The sequence below is a fragment of the Burkholderia sp. M6-3 genome, assembly GCF_050858985.1.
Taxonomy (GTDB): domain Bacteria; phylum Pseudomonadota; class Gammaproteobacteria; order Burkholderiales; family Burkholderiaceae; genus Paraburkholderia; species Paraburkholderia caledonica.
Map to the genome: position 1 here is coordinate 1,197,762 of NZ_CP110090.1, position 17,611 is coordinate 1,215,372.

Annotated in this window: 15 protein-coding genes; 12 read left to right on the forward strand and 3 right to left on the reverse strand. The window is 61.5% G+C overall.

The features are described from left to right. Positions 1-207 precede the first annotated feature (207 nt). The 3 genes from aceE (at position 208) to lpdA (ending at position 6,638) form a co-directional block, all read left to right on the forward strand. The gene (gene aceE, locus OH764_RS05160; RefSeq protein ID WP_498848267.1) at positions 208-2,904 is read left to right on the forward strand and encodes a pyruvate dehydrogenase (acetyl-transferring), homodimeric type; all 2,697 of its coding nucleotides are present in this window, start codon (positions 208-210) and stop codon (positions 2,902-2,904) included. Positions 2,905-2,989: 85 nt separating this feature from the next. Beyond that, positions 2,990-4,636, forward strand: coding sequence for a dihydrolipoyllysine-residue acetyltransferase (gene aceF, locus OH764_RS05165; RefSeq protein ID WP_498848268.1), 1,647 nt, complete (start codon positions 2,990-2,992; stop codon positions 4,634-4,636). Positions 4,637-4,844: 208 nt separating this feature from the next. After that, the gene (gene lpdA / locus OH764_RS05170) at positions 4,845-6,638 is read left to right on the forward strand and encodes a dihydrolipoyl dehydrogenase family protein (RefSeq protein WP_498848269.1); all 1,794 of its coding nucleotides are present in this window, start codon (positions 4,845-4,847) and stop codon (positions 6,636-6,638) included. A 341-nt stretch (positions 6,639-6,979) separates the two neighbouring features. Here lpdA and OH764_RS05175 read toward each other — a convergent pair whose 3' ends face one another. Beyond that, a complete protein-coding gene (locus OH764_RS05175) occupies positions 6,980-7,552 on the reverse strand; it encodes a phasin family protein (protein WP_020065495.1) in 573 nt (190 codons plus the stop codon). A gap of 770 nt (positions 7,553-8,322) precedes the next feature. Between OH764_RS05175 and pbpG the strand changes: the two genes are divergently transcribed. Beyond that, positions 8,323-9,504 (forward strand): serine hydrolase family protein, encoded by a 1,182-nt coding sequence (gene pbpG / locus OH764_RS05180; protein ID WP_498848270.1) that lies wholly within the window; start codon positions 8,323-8,325, stop codon positions 9,502-9,504. A 96-nt stretch (positions 9,505-9,600) separates the two neighbouring features. Here the strand turns inward: pbpG and OH764_RS05185 are convergent, their stop codons facing one another. Beyond that, positions 9,601-10,413 (reverse strand): IclR family transcriptional regulator, encoded by an 813-nt coding sequence (locus tag OH764_RS05185; protein ID WP_498848271.1) that lies wholly within the window; start codon positions 10,411-10,413, stop codon positions 9,601-9,603. Between the two features lie 179 nt (positions 10,414-10,592). Here OH764_RS05185 and OH764_RS05190 point away from each other — a divergent pair, with 179 nt between their 5' ends. Together OH764_RS05190 and OH764_RS05195 are read left to right on the forward strand one after the other, a co-directional pair. Continuing rightward, positions 10,593-11,315, forward strand: a complete 723-nt coding sequence (locus OH764_RS05190; RefSeq protein WP_498848759.1) for a (Fe-S)-binding protein — start codon at positions 10,593-10,595, stop codon at positions 11,313-11,315. A 10-nt stretch (positions 11,316-11,325) separates the two neighbouring features. Next, entirely contained in the window at positions 11,326-12,741 is a 1,416-nt protein-coding gene (locus tag OH764_RS05195) for a lactate utilization protein B (RefSeq protein WP_498848272.1), read from the forward strand. A 200-nt stretch (positions 12,742-12,941) separates the two neighbouring features. Here the strand turns inward: OH764_RS05195 and OH764_RS05200 are convergent, their stop codons facing one another. Continuing rightward, positions 12,942-13,481: a hypothetical protein gene (locus tag OH764_RS05200; protein WP_498848273.1), complete on the reverse strand. Its 540-nt coding sequence runs from the start codon at positions 13,479-13,481 to the stop codon at positions 12,942-12,944. Positions 13,482-13,748: 267 nt separating this feature from the next. On the opposite strand from OH764_RS05200, the gene OH764_RS05205 reads away from it, so the two are divergent. The 6 genes from OH764_RS05205 (at position 13,749) to iscA (ending at position 17,589) form a co-directional block, all read left to right on the forward strand. Further along, positions 13,749-13,988 carry a hypothetical protein gene (locus OH764_RS05205; protein ID WP_498848274.1) on the forward strand — a complete coding sequence of 80 codons (240 nt, stop codon included), beginning with the start codon at positions 13,749-13,751 and terminating at the stop codon, positions 13,986-13,988. A gap of 192 nt (positions 13,989-14,180) precedes the next feature. Then, positions 14,181-14,678, forward strand: coding sequence for a low molecular weight protein-tyrosine-phosphatase (locus OH764_RS05210; RefSeq protein WP_498848275.1), 498 nt, complete (start codon positions 14,181-14,183; stop codon positions 14,676-14,678). 145 nt (positions 14,679-14,823) lie between these two features. Beyond that, positions 14,824-15,354 (forward strand): Fe-S cluster assembly transcriptional regulator IscR, encoded by a 531-nt coding sequence (gene iscR / locus OH764_RS05215; protein WP_006051269.1) that lies wholly within the window; start codon positions 14,824-14,826, stop codon positions 15,352-15,354. A 72-nt stretch (positions 15,355-15,426) separates the two neighbouring features. Next, a complete protein-coding gene (locus OH764_RS05220; protein ID WP_020065504.1) occupies positions 15,427-16,650 on the forward strand; it encodes an IscS subfamily cysteine desulfurase in 1,224 nt (407 codons plus the stop codon). Positions 16,651-16,721: 71 nt separating this feature from the next. Continuing rightward, positions 16,722-17,135, forward strand: coding sequence for a Fe-S cluster assembly scaffold IscU (gene iscU, locus OH764_RS05225; protein WP_020065505.1), 414 nt, complete (start codon positions 16,722-16,724; stop codon positions 17,133-17,135). Positions 17,136-17,265: 130 nt separating this feature from the next. Next, positions 17,266-17,589: an iron-sulfur cluster assembly protein IscA gene (iscA, locus tag OH764_RS05230; protein ID WP_020065506.1), complete on the forward strand. Its 324-nt coding sequence runs from the start codon at positions 17,266-17,268 to the stop codon at positions 17,587-17,589. Positions 17,590-17,611 lie beyond the last annotated feature (22 nt).

A 17,611-nucleotide genomic window follows, 5' to 3' on the forward strand; every position in this document is an offset into this window, starting at 1 on the left:
GCGCACACTAGCTCGCGTATCCGTCGAAAGGCAGTCAAATCAGGTTGCGCCGCAACAATTTTCCGCATTATGAGAACCGATCTCGTAATTCGAAAATTTTGTTGCGTGGACGTCGGGACCCTTATTACAATCGGCCGAAGCTGCCGCGGCCGTGCTTCGTCCGCGTCGTCTGTCCAAAGAGCGTTCCTCTATATCCAGGAGACGAGCATGTCCGCTGTACCCGACGAAGTCATGAAATATGTCGCCGCTGAGAAAGACGACGATCCCCAGGAAACCGGCGAATGGCTCGAAGCGCTGGATGGCGTGATTTCTGCTGTTGGCCCCGATCGTGCCCACTACCTGATCGAGAAGCAGATCGAGTTTGCCCGCGTGCATGGCGAACATCTGCCGTTCTCCGCCAACACCCCGTACATCAACACGATTCCGGTCACGCGTCAGGCGAAGATTCCCGGCGACCAGGACATCGAACACCGCATCCGTTCGTACACGCGCTGGAACGCCATTGCCATGGTGCTGCGCGCCGGCAAGGACACCAATGTCGGCGGCCACATCGCGTCGTTCGCGTCGGCGGCCACGCTGTATGACGTCGGCTTCAATCACTTCTGGCACGCGCCGTCCCCCGAACACGGCGGCGATCTCGTGTTCGTGCAGGGCCACTCGTCGCCGGGTGTGTACTCGCGCGCGTTCCTGCTCGGCCGTCTGACCGAACAGCAGCTCGACAACTTCCGCCAGGAAGTGGGCGGCGAGGGTATCTCGTCGTATCCGCACCCGTGGCTAATGCCGGATTTCTGGCAATTCCCGACCGTTTCGATGGGCCTTGGCCCGATCATGGCGATCTACCAGGCGCGCTTCATGAAGTACATGCAGGCGCGCGGCATCGCAAAAACCGAAGGCCGCAAGGTGTGGGCATTCCTCGGCGACGGCGAAACGGACGAACCGGAATCGCTCGGCGCGATCGGCATGGCCGGCCGCGAACGGCTCGACAACCTCGTGTTCGTGATCAACTGCAACCTGCAGCGCCTCGACGGTCCGGTGCGCGGTAACGGCAAGATCATCCAGGAACTGGAAAGCGAATTCCGCGGCGCGGGCTGGAACGTCATCAAGGTCGTGTGGGGCAGCCGTTGGGACGCACTGTTCCAGCGTGACAAGTCGGGCGCGCTGATGCGCCGCATGATGGAAGTCGTGGACGGCGAATATCAGACGTACAAGTCGGAGTCGGGCGCGTTCGTCCGCGAGCACTTCTTCAATACGCCGGAACTGAAGGCGCTGGTCGCCGACTGGTCGGACGAAGACGTGTGGAATCTGAACCGCGGCGGCCACGACCCGCACAAGATCTACGCGGCGTTTTCCGAAGCCACTCAGGCCAAAGGCCAGCCGACCGTCATCCTTGCGAAGACGATCAAGGGCTACGGCATGGGCGAAGCCGGCCAGGCCATGAACATCACCCACCAGCAGAAGAAAATGCAGGTGGAGCAGCTCAAGAAATTCCGCGACCAGTTCCGTCTGCCGATCGCCGACGAAGACCTGGTCAACGTTCCGTACCTCAAGTTCGAAGAAGGTTCGAAGGAACTCGAGTACATGCGTGCTCGCCGCCAGGAACTTGGCGGTTATCTGCCGGCGCGTCGTCAGAAGGCCGAGTCGCTGCCGGTGCCGGACCTGTCGGCATTCGAGCCGCTGCTGAAGGGCACGGGCGAAGGCCGCGAAATTTCCACGACGATGGCGTTCGTGCGCATTCTCAACATCCTGCTGAAGGACAAGGCGCTCGGCAAACGCATCGTGCCGATCGTGCCCGACGAGTCGCGTACGTTCGGTATGGAAGGCCTGTTCCGTCAGATCGGTATCTGGAATCAGGACGGCCAGAAGTACATTCCGGAAGATTCCGACCAGCTGATGTTCTACCGCGAGTCGGAAACCGGTCAGATCCTGCAGGAAGGCATCAACGAAGCCGGCGGCATGTCGGACTGGATCGCAGCCGCGACGTCGTACTCGACGCACGGCGAGATCATGATCCCGTTCTACATCTTCTATTCGATGTTCGGGTTCCAGCGCATCGGCGATCTCGCATGGGCCGCGGGCGACATGCGCTCGCGCGGCTTCCTGCTGGGCGGAACCGCGGGCCGCACGACGCTGAACGGCGAAGGCCTGCAACACGAAGACGGCCACTCGCTGCTGTGGGCCGCTTCGGTGCCGAACTGCATCAGCTACGACCCGACGTTCGGTTACGAACTTGCGGTCATCATGCAGGACGGCCTGCGCCGCATGGTCGCTGATCAGGAAGACGTGTACTACTACATCACGGTGATGAACGAGAACTACGAGCACCCGGCGATCCCGCAGGGCGAGAGCGTAGCGGCCGACATCATCAAGGGCATGTACGCGTTCCGCAAGGCCGAAGCGGACAGCAAGGCGCCGCGCGTGCAGCTGATGGGCGCGGGCACGATCTTCAACGAAGTGATCGCCGCCGCCGACCTGCTGAAGAACGACTGGGGCGTCGCCGCCGATCTGTGGAGCGTGCCGAGCTTCACCGAACTCGCGCGCGAGGGTCACGAAGTGCAGCGCTGGAACCTGCTGCATCCGACCGAAGAGAAGAAAGTCTCGCACGTCGAGAAGCTCCTGAAGGACGCGCCTGGCCCGGTGATTGCCTCCACCGACTATGTGCGCGCGCTGACCGAGCAGATTCGCGCATTCGTGCCGCAACGTTTCGTCGTGCTGGGCACGGACGGTTACGGCCGTTCGGACACGCGCGAAAAGCTGCGCCACTTCTTCGAAGTCGACCGCTACTGGGTCACGGTGGCCGCGTTGAACGCACTGGCAGACGAGGGCACGATCGAACGTAAGGTCGTCGCCGAGGCGCTCAAGAAGTACAACCTTGATCCCGCCAAACCCAACCCGATGACCGTCTAAGGCATCATTCCCCGTGTGCCACGGCGCGCGCGCCTGTTCCTGATCGTCAGGAGCAGGTGCGTGCGCGGCCCAGGAGACACTAACAATGAGTCAAGCGATCGAAGTCAAGGTGCCGGACATCGGCGATTACAAGGACATTCCTGTGATCGAGGTGCTGGTCAAGGCGGGTGACACCGTCGAAAAAGAGCAATCGCTCGTCACGCTGGAGTCCGACAAGGCGACCATGGACGTGCCGAGTTCGGCCGCCGGCGTCGTCAAGGAAGTGAAGGTCAAGGTCGGCGACAACGTATCGGAAGGTTCGCTGATCGTCGTGCTGGACGGCGCCGAAGGTGGCGCGGCTGCTCCGGCGCCCGCTGCTGCTGCTGCGCCCGCGCCCGCACCTGCACCGGCCGCCGCTCCCGCTGCAACCGGCGGTGGCTTGCAGGATGTCAAGGTGCCCGATATCGGCGACTACAAAGACATTCCCGTGATCGAAGTCGCGGTGAAGGTCGGCGATCGCGTCGAGAAAGAGCAGTCGCTCGTCACGCTCGAATCCGACAAGGCGACGATGGACGTGCCCAGCTCGGCCGCCGGCGTCGTCAAGGAAGTGAAGGTCAAGGTCGGCGATACCGTCTCTGAAGGCTCGATCATCGTCGTGGTGGAAGCCGAAGGCGCCGCCGCGGCACCCGCTCCGGCACCCGCAGCAGCACCGAAGCAGCAAACCGAAAAGCCGTCGGACGCGCCGGTTACGCCGTCGCCCGCTCCGGCTTCGCCGTCCGCACTCGCGCAAGCGCCGGTGATTCCGGCCGGCGAGGGTGGCGCACGGCATCCGAGCCACGCTTCGCCGTCGGTGCGCAAGTTCGCACGCGAACTCGGTGTGGATGTGACGCAGGTGCAGGGCACGGGTCCGAAAGGCCGCATCACGCAAGCTGACGTGACCGCGTTCATCAAGGGCGTCATGACGGGCCAGCGCGCAGCGCCGGCCGGTGCAGCCGCGCCCGCGGCGGCCGGCGGCGGCGAGTTGAATCTGCTGCCGTGGCCGAAGATCGACTTCACGAAGTTCGGTCCGGTCGACCCGAAGCCGCTCTCGCGCATCAAGAAGATTTCCGGTGCGAACCTGCATCGCAACTGGGTCATGATTCCGCACGTCACGAACAACGACGAAGCGGACATCACCGAACTGGAAGCGCTGCGCGTGCAGTTGAACAAGGAAAACGAAAAGGCCGGCGTGAAAATCACGATGCTGGCGTTCGTGATCAAGGCCGTCGTGTCGGCCCTGAAGAAATTCCCGACGTTCAACGCGAGCCTCGACGGCGACAACCTCGTGTTCAAGCAGTACTACCACGTGGGTTTTGCCGCCGATACGCCGAACGGTCTCGTGGTTCCGGTGATTCGCGACGCGGACAAGAAGGGTCTCGTCGAAATCGCGAAGGAAATGACCGACCTGTCGAAGGCGGCGCGCGAAGGCAAGCTGAAGCCGGACCAGATGCAAGGTGGATGCTTCTCGATCTCGTCGCTGGGCGGTATTGGCGGCACGAACTTCACGCCGATCATCAATGCACCCGAAGTCGCGATTCTCGGCTTGTCGCGTGGCGCGATGAAGCCGGTGTGGGACGGCAAGCAGTTTGTACCTAAGCTGATGCTGCCGCTGTCGCTGTCTTACGACCACCGTGTGATCGATGGGGCCGAAGCTGCGCGCTTCAATGCGTATCTTGGGGCGCTTCTTGCCGATTTCCGGCGTGTGATTCTTTGATTGTGATGTTGCGCGGGGCGCTGATCTTTTCTTTGATCCGCGTCTCCCTGTAGAGCCTGCTTTCGCGTCGGTGCATTAGCGTCGCCCCTGTGCGGGGCGGCGCCTGCTTTTCCCGGTATTCCAGAGAAGAGCAGCCAAACGAATGGCGCGTTTTTGCCTGACGGTGCAGATTCCTCGTTCATCACAGTCAATAAGAGAAGGGGACACTATGAGTCTCGTCGAAGTAAAAGTGCCGGATATCGGTGACTTCAAAGACGTCGATGTCATCGAAGTCAACATCAAACCTGGCGACGTCATCGAGAACGAACAGGCGCTGATGACGCTCGAGTCCGACAAGGCTTCCATTGAAGTGCCGAGCGACACAGCCGGTACCGTCAAGGAAGTCCGCGTCAAGGCCGGCGACAAAGTTTCGCAAGGCACGATCATCGCGCTCGTCGAAACGTCGGCGGACGCGGCGCCCGCGAAAGATGCGCCTAAGGCTCCGGCCAAGGAACCCGAGAAAGCGCCGGCTCAAGCGAAACCTCAGGCCGACGCGGCGAAGCCTCAAGCCGCCGCGCCCGCGCCGCAAGCCGGCAGCTTCTCCGGCAGCGCGGACATCGAATGCGACATGCTCGTGCTCGGCTCGGGCCCTGGCGGCTATTCCGCCGCGTTCCGGTCGGCCGACCTCGGCATGAAGACGGTGCTTGTCGAGCGCTATGCAACGCTTGGCGGCGTTTGTCTGAACGTCGGCTGTATTCCGTCCAAAGCGCTGCTGCACACCGCGCTCGTGATCGACGAAGCCGAAGCGCTCGGCGCACATGGCATCACCTTCGCAAAGCCGCAGATCGATCTGGACAAACTGCGCGACTTCAAGTCGGGCGTCGTCAAAAAGTTGACGGGCGGTCTTGCTGGCATGGCCAAGATGCGCAAGGTCGAAGTCGTGACGGGGACCGGCTCTTTTGTCGATCCGAATCACATGGAAGTGCAGACCGAAAGCGGCAAGAAGGTCGTGAAGTTCAAGCAGGCGATCATCGCTGCGGGCTCGGAAGCGGTGAAGCTGCCGTTTATTCCGGAAGATCCGCGCGTGGTGGATTCGACCGGTGCGCTCGAGCTTCGCCAGATTCCGCAGCGGATGCTGGTGATCGGTGGCGGCATCATCGGCCTGGAAATGGCGACGGTGTACGCCACGCTCGGCGCGAAGATCGACGTCGTCGAAATGCTCGACGGCCTGATGGCAGGCGCCGACCGCGATCTCGTCAAGGTCTGGGAGAAGTACAACAGCAAGCGTTTTGCGAACGTCATGCTGAAGACCAAAACCACCGCCGCAGAAGCCAAAGACGACGGCATCTACGTGTCGTTCGAAGGCGAGAAGGCCCCGGCCGAAGCCCAGCGCTACGACCTGGTGCTGGTGGCAGTCGGCCGCTCGCCGAATGGCAAGAAGATCGGCGCGGACAAGGCGGGCGTGGCGGTGACGGACCGCGGTTTCATCGACGTGGACAAGCAGATGCGCACGAACGTGCCGCACATCTTCGCGATCGGCGATATCGTCGGTCAGCCGATGCTGGCGCATAAAGCCGTGCACGAAGGCCACGTTGCTGCCGAAGCGGCTCATGGCGAGAAGGCGTACTTCGACGCGCTGCAGATCCCTTCGGTGGCTTACACCGACCCGGAAGTCGCATGGGCCGGCAAGACGGAAGACCAGTTGAAGGCCGAAGGCGTCAAGTACGGCAAGGCAGTGTTCCCGTGGGCCGCTTCGGGCCGCGCGATTGCCAACGGACGCGACGAGGGCTTCACGAAGCTGCTGTTCGACGAGGAAACGCATCGTGTGATCGGCGGCGGAATTGTCGGTCTGAACGCAGGCGACCTGATCAGCGAGGTGTGCCTCGCGATCGAAATGGGCGCGGATGCCACCGACATTGGCAAGACGATTCACCCGCATCCGACGCTCGGTGAATCGATCGGTATGGCCGCCGAACTCTACGAAGGCGTGTGTACAGACTTGCCGCCGCAGAAAAAGAAGTAATGCGCACAGTACATCCGCATTCGTGCGGATCGCGCTGACAAAAAAAAACGGCGCGCCCTTTGCGGGGCGCGCCGTTTTCATTTGCACAGCGAGCGGGTTATGTTTGCTGCCGGATCGCACCCCAGCGGGGTGGTGACGCCGCGCAAAAAAATCCCGGCGCTTCGCCGGGCAAACGATACGTCAGTCAACGTATCGGAGCGTTCGGCCAATTGAAACCGTGTGAGCGGCAACGGCACGACGCTGTTGCTTGCAGAAGCGCCGGCGCAGCAGTGAGCTGGGCCGGCGCAAATGACGCCTTCAAGTCACGCTCCCGGGCAAGCCCGAAGAGCGAGGCCTGAACGTTAGACCGGCTTCTTGGCCGAGCGCGATGCTTGCGCTGCGGCTTGCGAAGCTGCCTTCGACGCGGCCGTAGCGGCTGCGTTGAAGTTGCTTTCGGCGATTTCGACAGCTTGCTTGGTGGCCTTGTGAACCGTTTCGTACGTGGTGTTGGCGGCGGTGATGGCCGACTTGATCACGGCGACCGCGGTTTCCGAACCAGCCGGGGCATTCCGCGCAACGTTTTCGACCAGCGACTGAACCTTGCGGTTCTGCTCTTCGAATTGCGCTTCGGCTACGCGGGCGAACTCCCCTTGCGTTGCGGAGACGATTTCGTACACGTGACGGCCATACGACAGCGCCTTTTCAGCGACCGGCTGTGCGAGGCTTGCTTGGAGTGCCAGCAGTTCTTGCGCGTCTTTGACGGACAATGCGCGCTGGGCATTTTCCTGGCTTTCCGCGAGCGTCGATTTCACGACTTGCAGGTTCAGTTCAACCAGCTTTTCGACGCCTTCGAATGCCTTGGTCGTCAGGCCGAACAGCGTTTCGAAATTAGCTTTCTGGGCTGCAGCGAATTGCTCGGGGGTCAGCAGAGTCATGGTTTACGCTCCTGGATCGCGGTCCATCTTTGCAGACCGCATTGGGTGGTGGCGAGACGCAAAGATCGTCTGCCCGGACCGCGATGAATTGTGCATCGCAGCAATGGGTTCTATTTTAAGATGCCGCCATCGAATGTCAAGTAGTTTTTGTGCATCGCACAATTTTAAGAAACCACTTAGAAAACAATAGCTTATGCGTCGCGCATGACAAGCGCGTGACGCGGTCGAATTGACCGTTGCACTGAGCTGGTGCGGCGATTTTTCGGTAGTTAGTTCCGAAAAACGCCTGGCTTCACGCGCTTATTGTGCGCTGCAAAGCAGGAGGGGCGCAGAGTTGTCATTTAACAAAAAATCGGCGCGCAAGCGAATCGATGTAAACCATAAAGTGTCACGGAACGTTAATCCTTGATGCTGGTCGAATGCGCGTCCTTCGATTTGCAGCGGATATTTAACACCGCGCAGGCGCCTCGCACTCAGAGCGTCGCGCGAGGCGTTGCGGCGGTGGTTTCGCGGCGCTCGTGTTTCCCCTCATCAAGGTTGTCTCGAAATTGCCGTTATGCTTGAAGGATCACGCCCTTTTTGAGCGGAACGGCGATGGCGGGGCCCTGCGTCCGATCGTTTTTTTCGATCGAGGCGCGGCACTTATTTGTATTTTTGCGATCGGAGCTTACAAGCCGGTTTAAGGAGCGCCCATAAGTGCTTCAAATTGCTAAATTTTCGTTGTTTTACTACACTTGCGGAAATCTCTCGCCGCTCCTTATAGAACACCCATGAAAACCGACATGTTTTCGTCGCTGAAAGTGATCCACGGCGCGGCGCGCAGCACCGCGTTGTCGGTGGCCGCCTCCATGGTCCTCGCGGCCGCGCTTGGCGCCCCGGTGAGCACTTTTGCCGCTACGCCTGCTGCATCTGCAAAAACCTCGAAACACGCGAAAGCCGCGACCAAGCCGGCCGCCACCGCCAAGGTGTCCAGCAAGGCGGCAAAAGCGGACAAAGGTGCGGTGGCGAAGGCCGCAGCCGTCGACGACGACGCGCCCCGCGCGAGCGTCAAGCGCAAGCGTGTGACCTATACGTCGAACGGACGTCATCGCTCGGTAGTGCGGCGGGTCGCATATGAGCCGCGGCAGCCGACGGTCGGCCAGGCATTCGGGCTGCACGAAACGCCGGACGCGCTGATGTTGCGCTCGAGCGTCGCGTACGTGGTCGATCAGAACACGGGCGAGCCGCTCTTCGACAAGAATTCGCGCGCCGTGGTGCCGATCGCGTCCATCACCAAGCTGATGACGGCCATGGTCGTGCTCGATTCGAAAGAACCGATGACCGATCAGCTCGAAGTCACGGACGAAGACCGCGATTACGAGAAGAACACTGGTTCGCGCCTGTCCGTGGGCTCGGTGCTCTCGCGTGAAGACATGCTGCACATTGCGCTGATGGCGTCGGAAAACCGCGCGGCTGCGGCGCTTTCGCGCTACTTCCCCGGTGGCCGCCCGGCGTTTCTCGCGGCCATGAACGCAAAGGCGCGGCAACTCGGCATGACCGACACGCACTTCGAGAACCCAACGGGTTTGACGAGCCAGAACGTGTCGAGCGCGCGCGATCTCGTGAAGATGGTCAACGCGGCATATCAATATCCGCTGATCCGCAGGTTCTCGACGGATCATAGTTACGAGGTCTACACCGGCAAGCGCACGCTGGCCTACAACAGTACTAACGCACTCGTGCGTAACCCGACCTGGGACATCGGTCTGCAGAAGACAGGTTTCATCAACGAAGCAGGCGAATGCCTCGTCATGCAAGCCAACATTCATGGCCGTCCGATGGTACTGGTGCTGCTCGATTCGTCGGGCAAGTATTCGCGTTTCGCCGATGCGACGCGGCTGCGCACGTGGCTCGACAACGGCGGCGACCAGGCGCGCATCACGAGCGCCGACGCCGGCGGTCCCGGCACCTGAGCTGTTCGCGCATGGCTGGCTGGCCGGCCAGCCGCCTGAAGTTAAAAAGCCCCGCACTGCTGCGGGGCTTTTTTCATTCGACGGACGTTTTTCGCATTACGCTTGCGAGCCTGGATGATGGTTATGTCCTTGGGAAGCTTGCGGCCGATACCCGAGCGCCTCGGAAATCACGAGCGCCGTCTGGCTGAGTTGGCCGAGCCAGGAATCCTGCAGGCGATCGGCCGGTGCGGACAACGACAAGCCGGCGACCAGCTTGCCCGTATCATCGTAGATGCCCGCGGCGATGCAGCGCACGCCGAGTTCGAGTTCTTCGTTATCGCGCGCGCAAGCCTGCTGGCGTACGTGCGACAGTTCGCGCTCCAGTTTGGCAAGGTCGGTGATGCTGTTCTGCGTGTGACCGGACAGGCCCGTGCGCGTCGCGTAGGCGCGCACGCGCGTGGACTCGTCGGCGGCGAGAAAAAGTTTGCCCACCGAGGTGAGATGCAGCGGCGCGCGTCCGCCAATGGCCCGCACCACCTGCATACCGGAACGCTCCGAATACGCGCGCTCGATGTAGACGATCTCGTCGCCCTGACGCACCGACAGGTTGACCGTCTGGCCGGTCTCGCGATGCAGTTCGCGCATCGGCGTGAGCGCCGCGTCGCGCACCGACAGGCGCGCTTTCACGAGGTTGCCGAGTTCGAGCAGGCGCATGCCGAGCCGGTAAGTGCCGGGATCGGACCGATCGACCAGCCGGCACATCACCATGTCGTTCAGGATGCGATGCGCGGTGGACGGATGCAACTGCGTGCGGATGGCGAGTTCTTTCAGGCTGACCGGGTCGCTATGCGCGGCGAGTGCGTCGAGCAGGCGCATCATGCGTTCGATCACCTGGATCGAAGTTTTGGGATCCGGGTTCGTGTCGCTCATAAGAGGAATCAGTTGACGCGTCAAACAGCGGAAATTGATTGTATCTCGTATCGTGAAAAAAGCGAACGCACTTGGAAGACCTCTTCGAATTCGGCGAGGCCTTCGTCCTACACCTTCCGAGCGTTGGTATTGTCCGCCAAACAGCGGATAATCAGGGACGTTTTCCCGGAGGAGGGTTCATGCGAGTCGGATTGTTCGTCACCTGCCTTATCGACCTGATGCGGCCCGAAATCGGTTTTTCGGTAATTAAACTGATCGAGGGCGCCGGTTTTGAAGTGGTAGTCCCACCGGCGCAGACATGCTGCGGGCAGCCCGCGTACAACTCGGGCGAGCGGCGTATCGCCCGCGATCTCGCCGAAAAGACCTTGCGGGAGTTCGAACAGTTCGATTACGTGGTGGTGCCCTCGGGCTCGTGTGGCGGCATGATCCGCACGCACTACGGCGACCTCTTCGCCGACGATCCCGAAATAATGAACCGCTTTGGCCGGCTGCGCGCCAAGGTCTTCGAGCTGACGGATTTCCTCGTGAATGTCGCCCACGTGCAATTGCAGCCGGGCGAGTTCGGAGGGCCGGTTACCTATCACGACTCGTGCTCCGGGCTGCGCGAGCTTGGCGTCAAGGCGCAGCCGCGAGAGCTCCTCGCACAAGTGGGCGTGGCGGTGACGGAAATGAAGGGCTGCGAGCACTGCTGCGGCTTCGGCGGCACATTTGCGGTCAAGTACGGCGACATTTCCACTGCGATCGTCGACGAAAAATGCGCGAACATCCGGGACAGCGGTGCAGGCACGGTCGTGCTAGGCGACTTGGGCTGCATGCTCAATATTGAAGGGCGTTTAAGGCGTACCGGCGATACGACGACGCGCGTGCTGCACATCGCGCAAGTCCTTGCCGGGGACGTTTAAGGGGATCGCCATGCAAATCCAGTCCATGCAGTTCAAGGCGCGCGCCGGTCAGAAACTCGCGGACCAGCGGTTGCAGCAGAACCTGACCAAGCTGTCCACCAAGTTCGTTTCCGCCCGCGCCGTCGCGATGACGGCAATCGACTTCGCCGCCACGCGCGCGGCGCTGAAGGAGCGCCGGAACCGCGCGCTCGAAAACCTCGACGTGTGGCTGGAAACCTTCGAGCGCGAGGCGAACCGGCGCGGCGTCACGGTGCTTTTCGCGGAGACCACTCAGGAGGCGGCGAGGCTCGTCGGCGACATTGCACGCCGGCACGATGTGAAAAAGGTGATCAAGACGAAGTCGATGGTCACCGAAGAAATGCGCCTGAACGAAGTGCTCGGGCAAATGGGCGTGCAGTCCATTGAAACCGATCTCGGCGAGTACATCCTGCAGATCAACAACAATGAGCCACCGAGCCACATCATCGCGCCGGTCGTGCATAAGGATAAGGACGAGATCGCCGACCTCTTCGCCAAAACACATGGCCGGCCGCGCCTCACCGAAATTCCTGACATGACGCTCGAAGCGCGGCAGGTGCTGCGTCCGCACTTCATGAGCGCGGACATGGGCGTGACGGGCGGCAACTTCGTGATCGCGGAAACCGGCTCGGTCGTGCTCGTCACGAACGAGGGCAACGAAGGCATGTGCACCGTCATGCCGCGCGTGCATGTGGCCGTAACCGGCATCGAGAAGGTATTGCCCACGCTCGAAGACCTCGCCACGGCCATGCGTCTGCTGCCGCGCTCGGCGACCGGCCAGACCACGTCGAATTACTTTTCCCTCCTGACCGGGCCGCGAGGCGAGGGCGATCAGGACGGGCCGGAGCACATGTATGTGGTGCTCGTCGACGGCGGGCGCACGGGGCTAATAGGCGGCGATTTTCAGGAGATGCTTCGCTGCATTCGCTGCGGCGCGTGCATGAACCATTGCCCGGTGTATCAGAAAGTGGGCGGACACGCATATGGCTGGGTGTATCCCGGCCCTATGGGCTCGGTGCTGACGCCGAGCTACGTCGGCCTCGACAAGGCGCTGGATCTGCCGCAGGCCGCCACCCTGTGTGGCGAGTGCAATAGCGTGTGCCCGGTCGGCATTCCTTTGTCCGATCTGTTGCGAAAGCTGCGGGAGAAGCAGGTGGAGCGGCGCCTGCGTCCGTGGAAGGAACGCGCCGGCTTGGCTGTGTGGGGCTTTATGGCGCTGCATCCCGGAATGTATGCGCTTGTCACGAAGCTCGCCGTGCGCGTGCTCGAGCGCCTCGGTGGAAGCAATCGGTCGATCGCGAAGTTGCCGCTGGCCGGCGCCGGCTGGACCGACACCCGTGACATGCCCGCGCCGGTGGGACGTACGTTCAGGGAGCTGTACGCCGCGCAGCGCAGTCATATCGGCTAATTACGGTGACCGCGCTTCGCGTGCCGCTGTAACGTGGATAACGGAGCGCAGCCATCGTGGCCGTAGTCAGTGAGTCAGCGAGGCGCGCGTTCTCGGCTGGCCTCCATCGATTACGCGACAACGAACCACCGTGCACGGAGGCCCCTGACAAGTAGGCTGTACGCGCCTATTGCACATCGCCTGGGCCGCTCAAACGCCAGTTAGTGCTCTGACGGGCGATTCGGAACTCCTCTCGCCACCGCTCCGCCGCCGTTGCCGTTGCCGCCGCCGTTGCCGTGGCCACCTCCGCCTCCTCCTCCTGCCTGTTGCGTCGGTGCGGGCGGCGGAGGCGCGGCCGCAGGCCGGGGCGCATTCGACCCGCTCGGTCCGCGCGGACCGGCAGCTGCCCCTTGCGGCGGCGGTCCACTGCCATGCTGGCCGTGCCATCCACCGTTGCCACCATGATTGCCATTGTCGCCGTGATTGCCGTTGTCGCCGTCGTGGTATGGACGTCCTGGATAGCCGCGATATCCCGGCCCCGGCCCGTAGTAACGCCCGGGGCCGTCGTAATAACCCGGGCCATAGTAGTTGCTGTAACCCATGTAGACGTTGGTCTGCGGCGGGACAGGCGCGCCGTAGCCATCGTAACCGTCATAGGTGCTGTAGCCGTTGCTATACATCGGAGTGCCGTCCGGATACATGGCGCAGCCACCCAGAAGGGCGGCAACGGCAACAGCGCCGAGGGGTGCAAAGCGTTTCATTTCAAGCCCGAGCCAAGAGGTTACATGTCTATGAGACCGCAATTATGACGGTCTGTCCTGCTCGCTTTGTATGCTTTTGTAAGGAGTTAAGTTCCGTGCCAGGCACGACGCTACAAAGCGCTGCCGGCAGTCACACGGCTGCACTGTTCCATTACACGCAACGCTGTATCGCGCGGGGGCGGGTTTTTCTCGATTGCCTCTTTCTATAGGATTCGTGATGGGCATAGTGAGCATTGAACTCGCGAGCCACTTTGGAAGAACGACATCATGAAAAAGACAATAGCGGTGTATTGGCCTCTCGCACTCGTCCTCGCGCTGGCGGGGTTAGCGTATTTGCAAATTTGCGGCGACATGGCTTCGCGTGCCTCGCAGGCGCCCCTGGCCGCCGACCAGCTGACCGCGGAACTCGCGCGCGCCGTCTCGTACGGGATGATCGACGACACATCTTCGCTGCCGGCCAAGCCGTTGCGCGCCGTGACAACGTTGCCGCTGCCACAGGCCTCCTGAACTAGCGAACGACCGGCCGGAGCGAGCGTTGGGCTGCGGGCGAGATTCGGCGGGGCTTTGTATAATCGCGGCACCGTGCGGTAAGCGTCACGTTTGATCTGCTGAGCCCGCGTGGACGACGTTTTGCGGGCCGGTGCCGTTGCCGCGGAGTTGTGCTACTAGTGCGCTGTGAAGCGTCAGAAGAAGCCGCTGATGAAAACTGTGTCTATCTGCTTTGTCTGCCTCGGCAACATCTGTCGTTCGCCCACCGCGGAAGGCGTGATGCGCCGTCTCGTCGAAGAGGCGAAGCTTGGCGAACGCATCCTGATCGACTCGGCAGGAACAGGCGATTGGCACATCGGCCAGCCACCGGACGAGCGTGCGCAGTACGCGGCGCGTGGCCGGGGCTACGACCTCGCCGCGTTGCGCGGCCGGCAGATCGACGGAATCGATTTCGATCGCTTCGATCTTCTGATCGCGATGGACGACAAGAATGTGGCCGCGCTGCGCCAGGTCTGCCCGCCGGATCAACGTGACAAGATTCGTCTGCTGATGGAGTTCGTGCCTGAAACCGACGCACGCTGGGGTGGCTTGCGGGAAGTTGTCGATCCGTATTTCGGCGGAGCCGAAGGGTTCGAGCAGGTTCTCGATCAATGCGAGGCAGCGTGCCGAGGCCTTATCGCGGCGCTGCGTCCCCAAGTGATCGGCTAGATCCGCCGGCGGTTGGCTAAAAGGCGCGCTGACAAGCGCGCTGACAATTAAGCGAATGACCCAAATTGCGATAGGGATACTTGACTAAATCGCTCATGTATTTATACTTGACAAAACTTGTCGAGAATAGCGGTTCCCCATACATATGAGACTCACCACGAAAGGCCGTTTCGCCGTCACGGCGATGATTGACCTGGCGTTGCGCCAGGAGCAGGGCCCGGTGACGCTTGCGGGTATCAGCCAGCGCCAACATATCTCCCTGTCGTACCTCGAGCAGCTCTTTGGCAAGCTGCGTCGCCATGAAATCGTCGAGTCCGTGCGCGGACCGGGCGGCGGCTATAACCTTGCCCGCCGTGCCGAAGACGTGACCGTGGCCGACATCATCATCGCGGTGGACGAGCCGCTCGACGCAACCCAATGCGGCGGCAAGGGCTCGTGCGAGGGCACGAAACAGCACGACGGTCACTGCATGACCCACGAGCTGTGGTCCACGCTGAACCAGAAAATGGTCGAGTACCTGGATTCGGTCTCCCTGAAAGATCTGGTCGATCAGCAGCGTTCGCGCGAAGGCGCCCCGGCCGTCCTGCGCGACAGGCGCAGCGAGGCGCCGGCGGTCGAGCCGGTCCGCGTGGCGCCGAAAGGGCCCAATTCCGTTTTCAACATGGCCGGTTCCTGAGGCGCGGCCCGACATCACCGCAGCCCATAGCGGATTCAGAAGCCAGAGCACACGACGTCCCCGGAGCGATAGATGAACAACGACATTCCCCACCTGCCCATTTACATGGACTACAGCGCCACGACCCCGGTCGACCCGCGCGTGGTGGACAAGATGATTCCGTATCTGCGCGAGCAGTTCGGTAACCCCGCATCGCGCAGCCACTCGTATGGCTGGACGGCGGAGCGTGCAGTTGAAGAAGCGCGCGAGAACGTCGCGGCGCTCGTCAACGCCGACCCGCGCGAAATCATCTGGACCTCGGGCGCAACCGAGTCGGACAACCTCGCGATCAAGGGTGCAGCGCACTTCTACAAGAGCAAAGGCAAGCACATCATCACGGTGAAGACCGAGCACAAGGCCGTGCTCGACACCTGCCGCGAACTCGAGCGTGAAGGCTTTGAAGTCACATATCTGGATGTGAAGGACGACGGTCTGATCGACCTTGAAAAATTCAAGGCGGCGATTCGCCCGGACACGATTCTCGTGTCGATCATGTCCGTGAACAACGAGATCGGCGTGATTCAGGACATCGAGGCAATCGGCGAGATCACCCGTGAAAAAGGCATCATTTTTCACGTGGACGCGGCGCAAGCCACTGGCAAGATCGAGATCGATCTGCAAAAGCTGAAAGTCGACCTCATGTCGTTCTCGGCGCACAAGACTTATGGCCCGAAGGGCATCGGCGCGTTGTACGTGCGCCGCAAGCCGCGCGTGCGTATCGAGGCGCAAATGCACGGCGGCGGTCACGAGCGCGGCATGCGTTCGGGCACGCTGGCAACGCACCAGATCGTCGGCATGGGCGAAGCATTCCGACTCGCGCGGGAAGAAATGGCAACGGAAAATGAGCGCATTCGCATGCTGCGCGACCGCTTGCTGCGCGGCCTGTCGGAAATCGAAGAAGTGTATGTGAACGGCGACATGGAAAAGCGTGTGCCGCACAACCTGAACATCAGCTTCAATTTCGTCGAAGGCGAATCGCTGATCATGGCGGTGAAGGACGTGGCGGTGTCGTCGGGCTCGGCGTGCACATCGGCTTCGCTGGAACCGTCGTATGTGCTGCGCGCGCTCGGCCGTAACGACGAACTCGCGCACAGCTCGATCCGCTTCACGGTGGGCCGCTTCACGACCGAGCAGGACGTCGACTATGTGATCAATCTGCTGAAGACGAAAATTTCGAAGCTGCGCGATCTGTCGCCGCTGTGGGAAATGCATCAGGACGGCATCGACATTTCGACCATCCAGTGGGCGGCGCACTGACGCGCCGGCTGGTCGACATTGATCGCGCTGTTATCCGATTGGCAGATTGAAACGAATTAAGGAGTGTAATCATGGCTTATAGCGACAAGGTTCTGGATCACTACGAAAACCCGCGCAACGTCGGCTCGTTTGCGAAAGACGACGACACGGTCGGCACCGGCATGGTCGGCGCGCCTGCTTGCGGCGACGTGATGAAGCTGCAGATCCGCGTGGGCGCGGACGGCATCATCGAAGACGCGAAGTTCAAGACGTACGGCTGCGGTTCGGCGATCGCATCGAGCTCGCTCGTCACCGAATGGGTGAAGGGCAAGACGCTCGATCAGGCTATGTCGATCAAGAACACGCAGATCGCGGAAGAACTCGCGTTGCCGCCGGTAAAGATCCACTGCTCGATTCTCGCGGAAGACGCGATCAAGGCTGCGGTCGCCGACTACAAGCAACGTCACGGCGCAGCGGTCGAAGAAAGCGACAAGCAGCACGCTTGAAGCTTCTGGTTCGGGAACGACCGGGTGAAAGGAAGCGGGCGGCGCGACGATACGCGCCGTCAGGCTTGAGCGACATTTGATGCAGGCAGGGTAGCGGTGTGTCGGCACGCATCGCGCAATGAGAAACGCTATGGCAATTACGTTGACCCAGAAGGCAGCACAGCACGTCCAGAAGTATCTGACCCGTCGCGGTAAAGGCGTGGGCCTGCGTCTCGGCGTGCGCACCACCGGTTGCTCCGGCTTGGCTTACAAGCTCGAGTATGTGGACGAACTCGCGCCCGAAGACGAGGTGTTCGAGTGCAACGGCGTGAAGATCATTGTCGACCCGAAAAGCCTTGCATATATCGACGGAACCGAGCTCGATTTCGCGCGCGAAGGGCTGAACGAAGGCTTCAAGTTCAATAACCCGAATGTGAAAGACGAGTGCGGCTGCGGCGAGTCGTTCCGCGTGTAACTCGAAAACTTCCGCGTGCAGC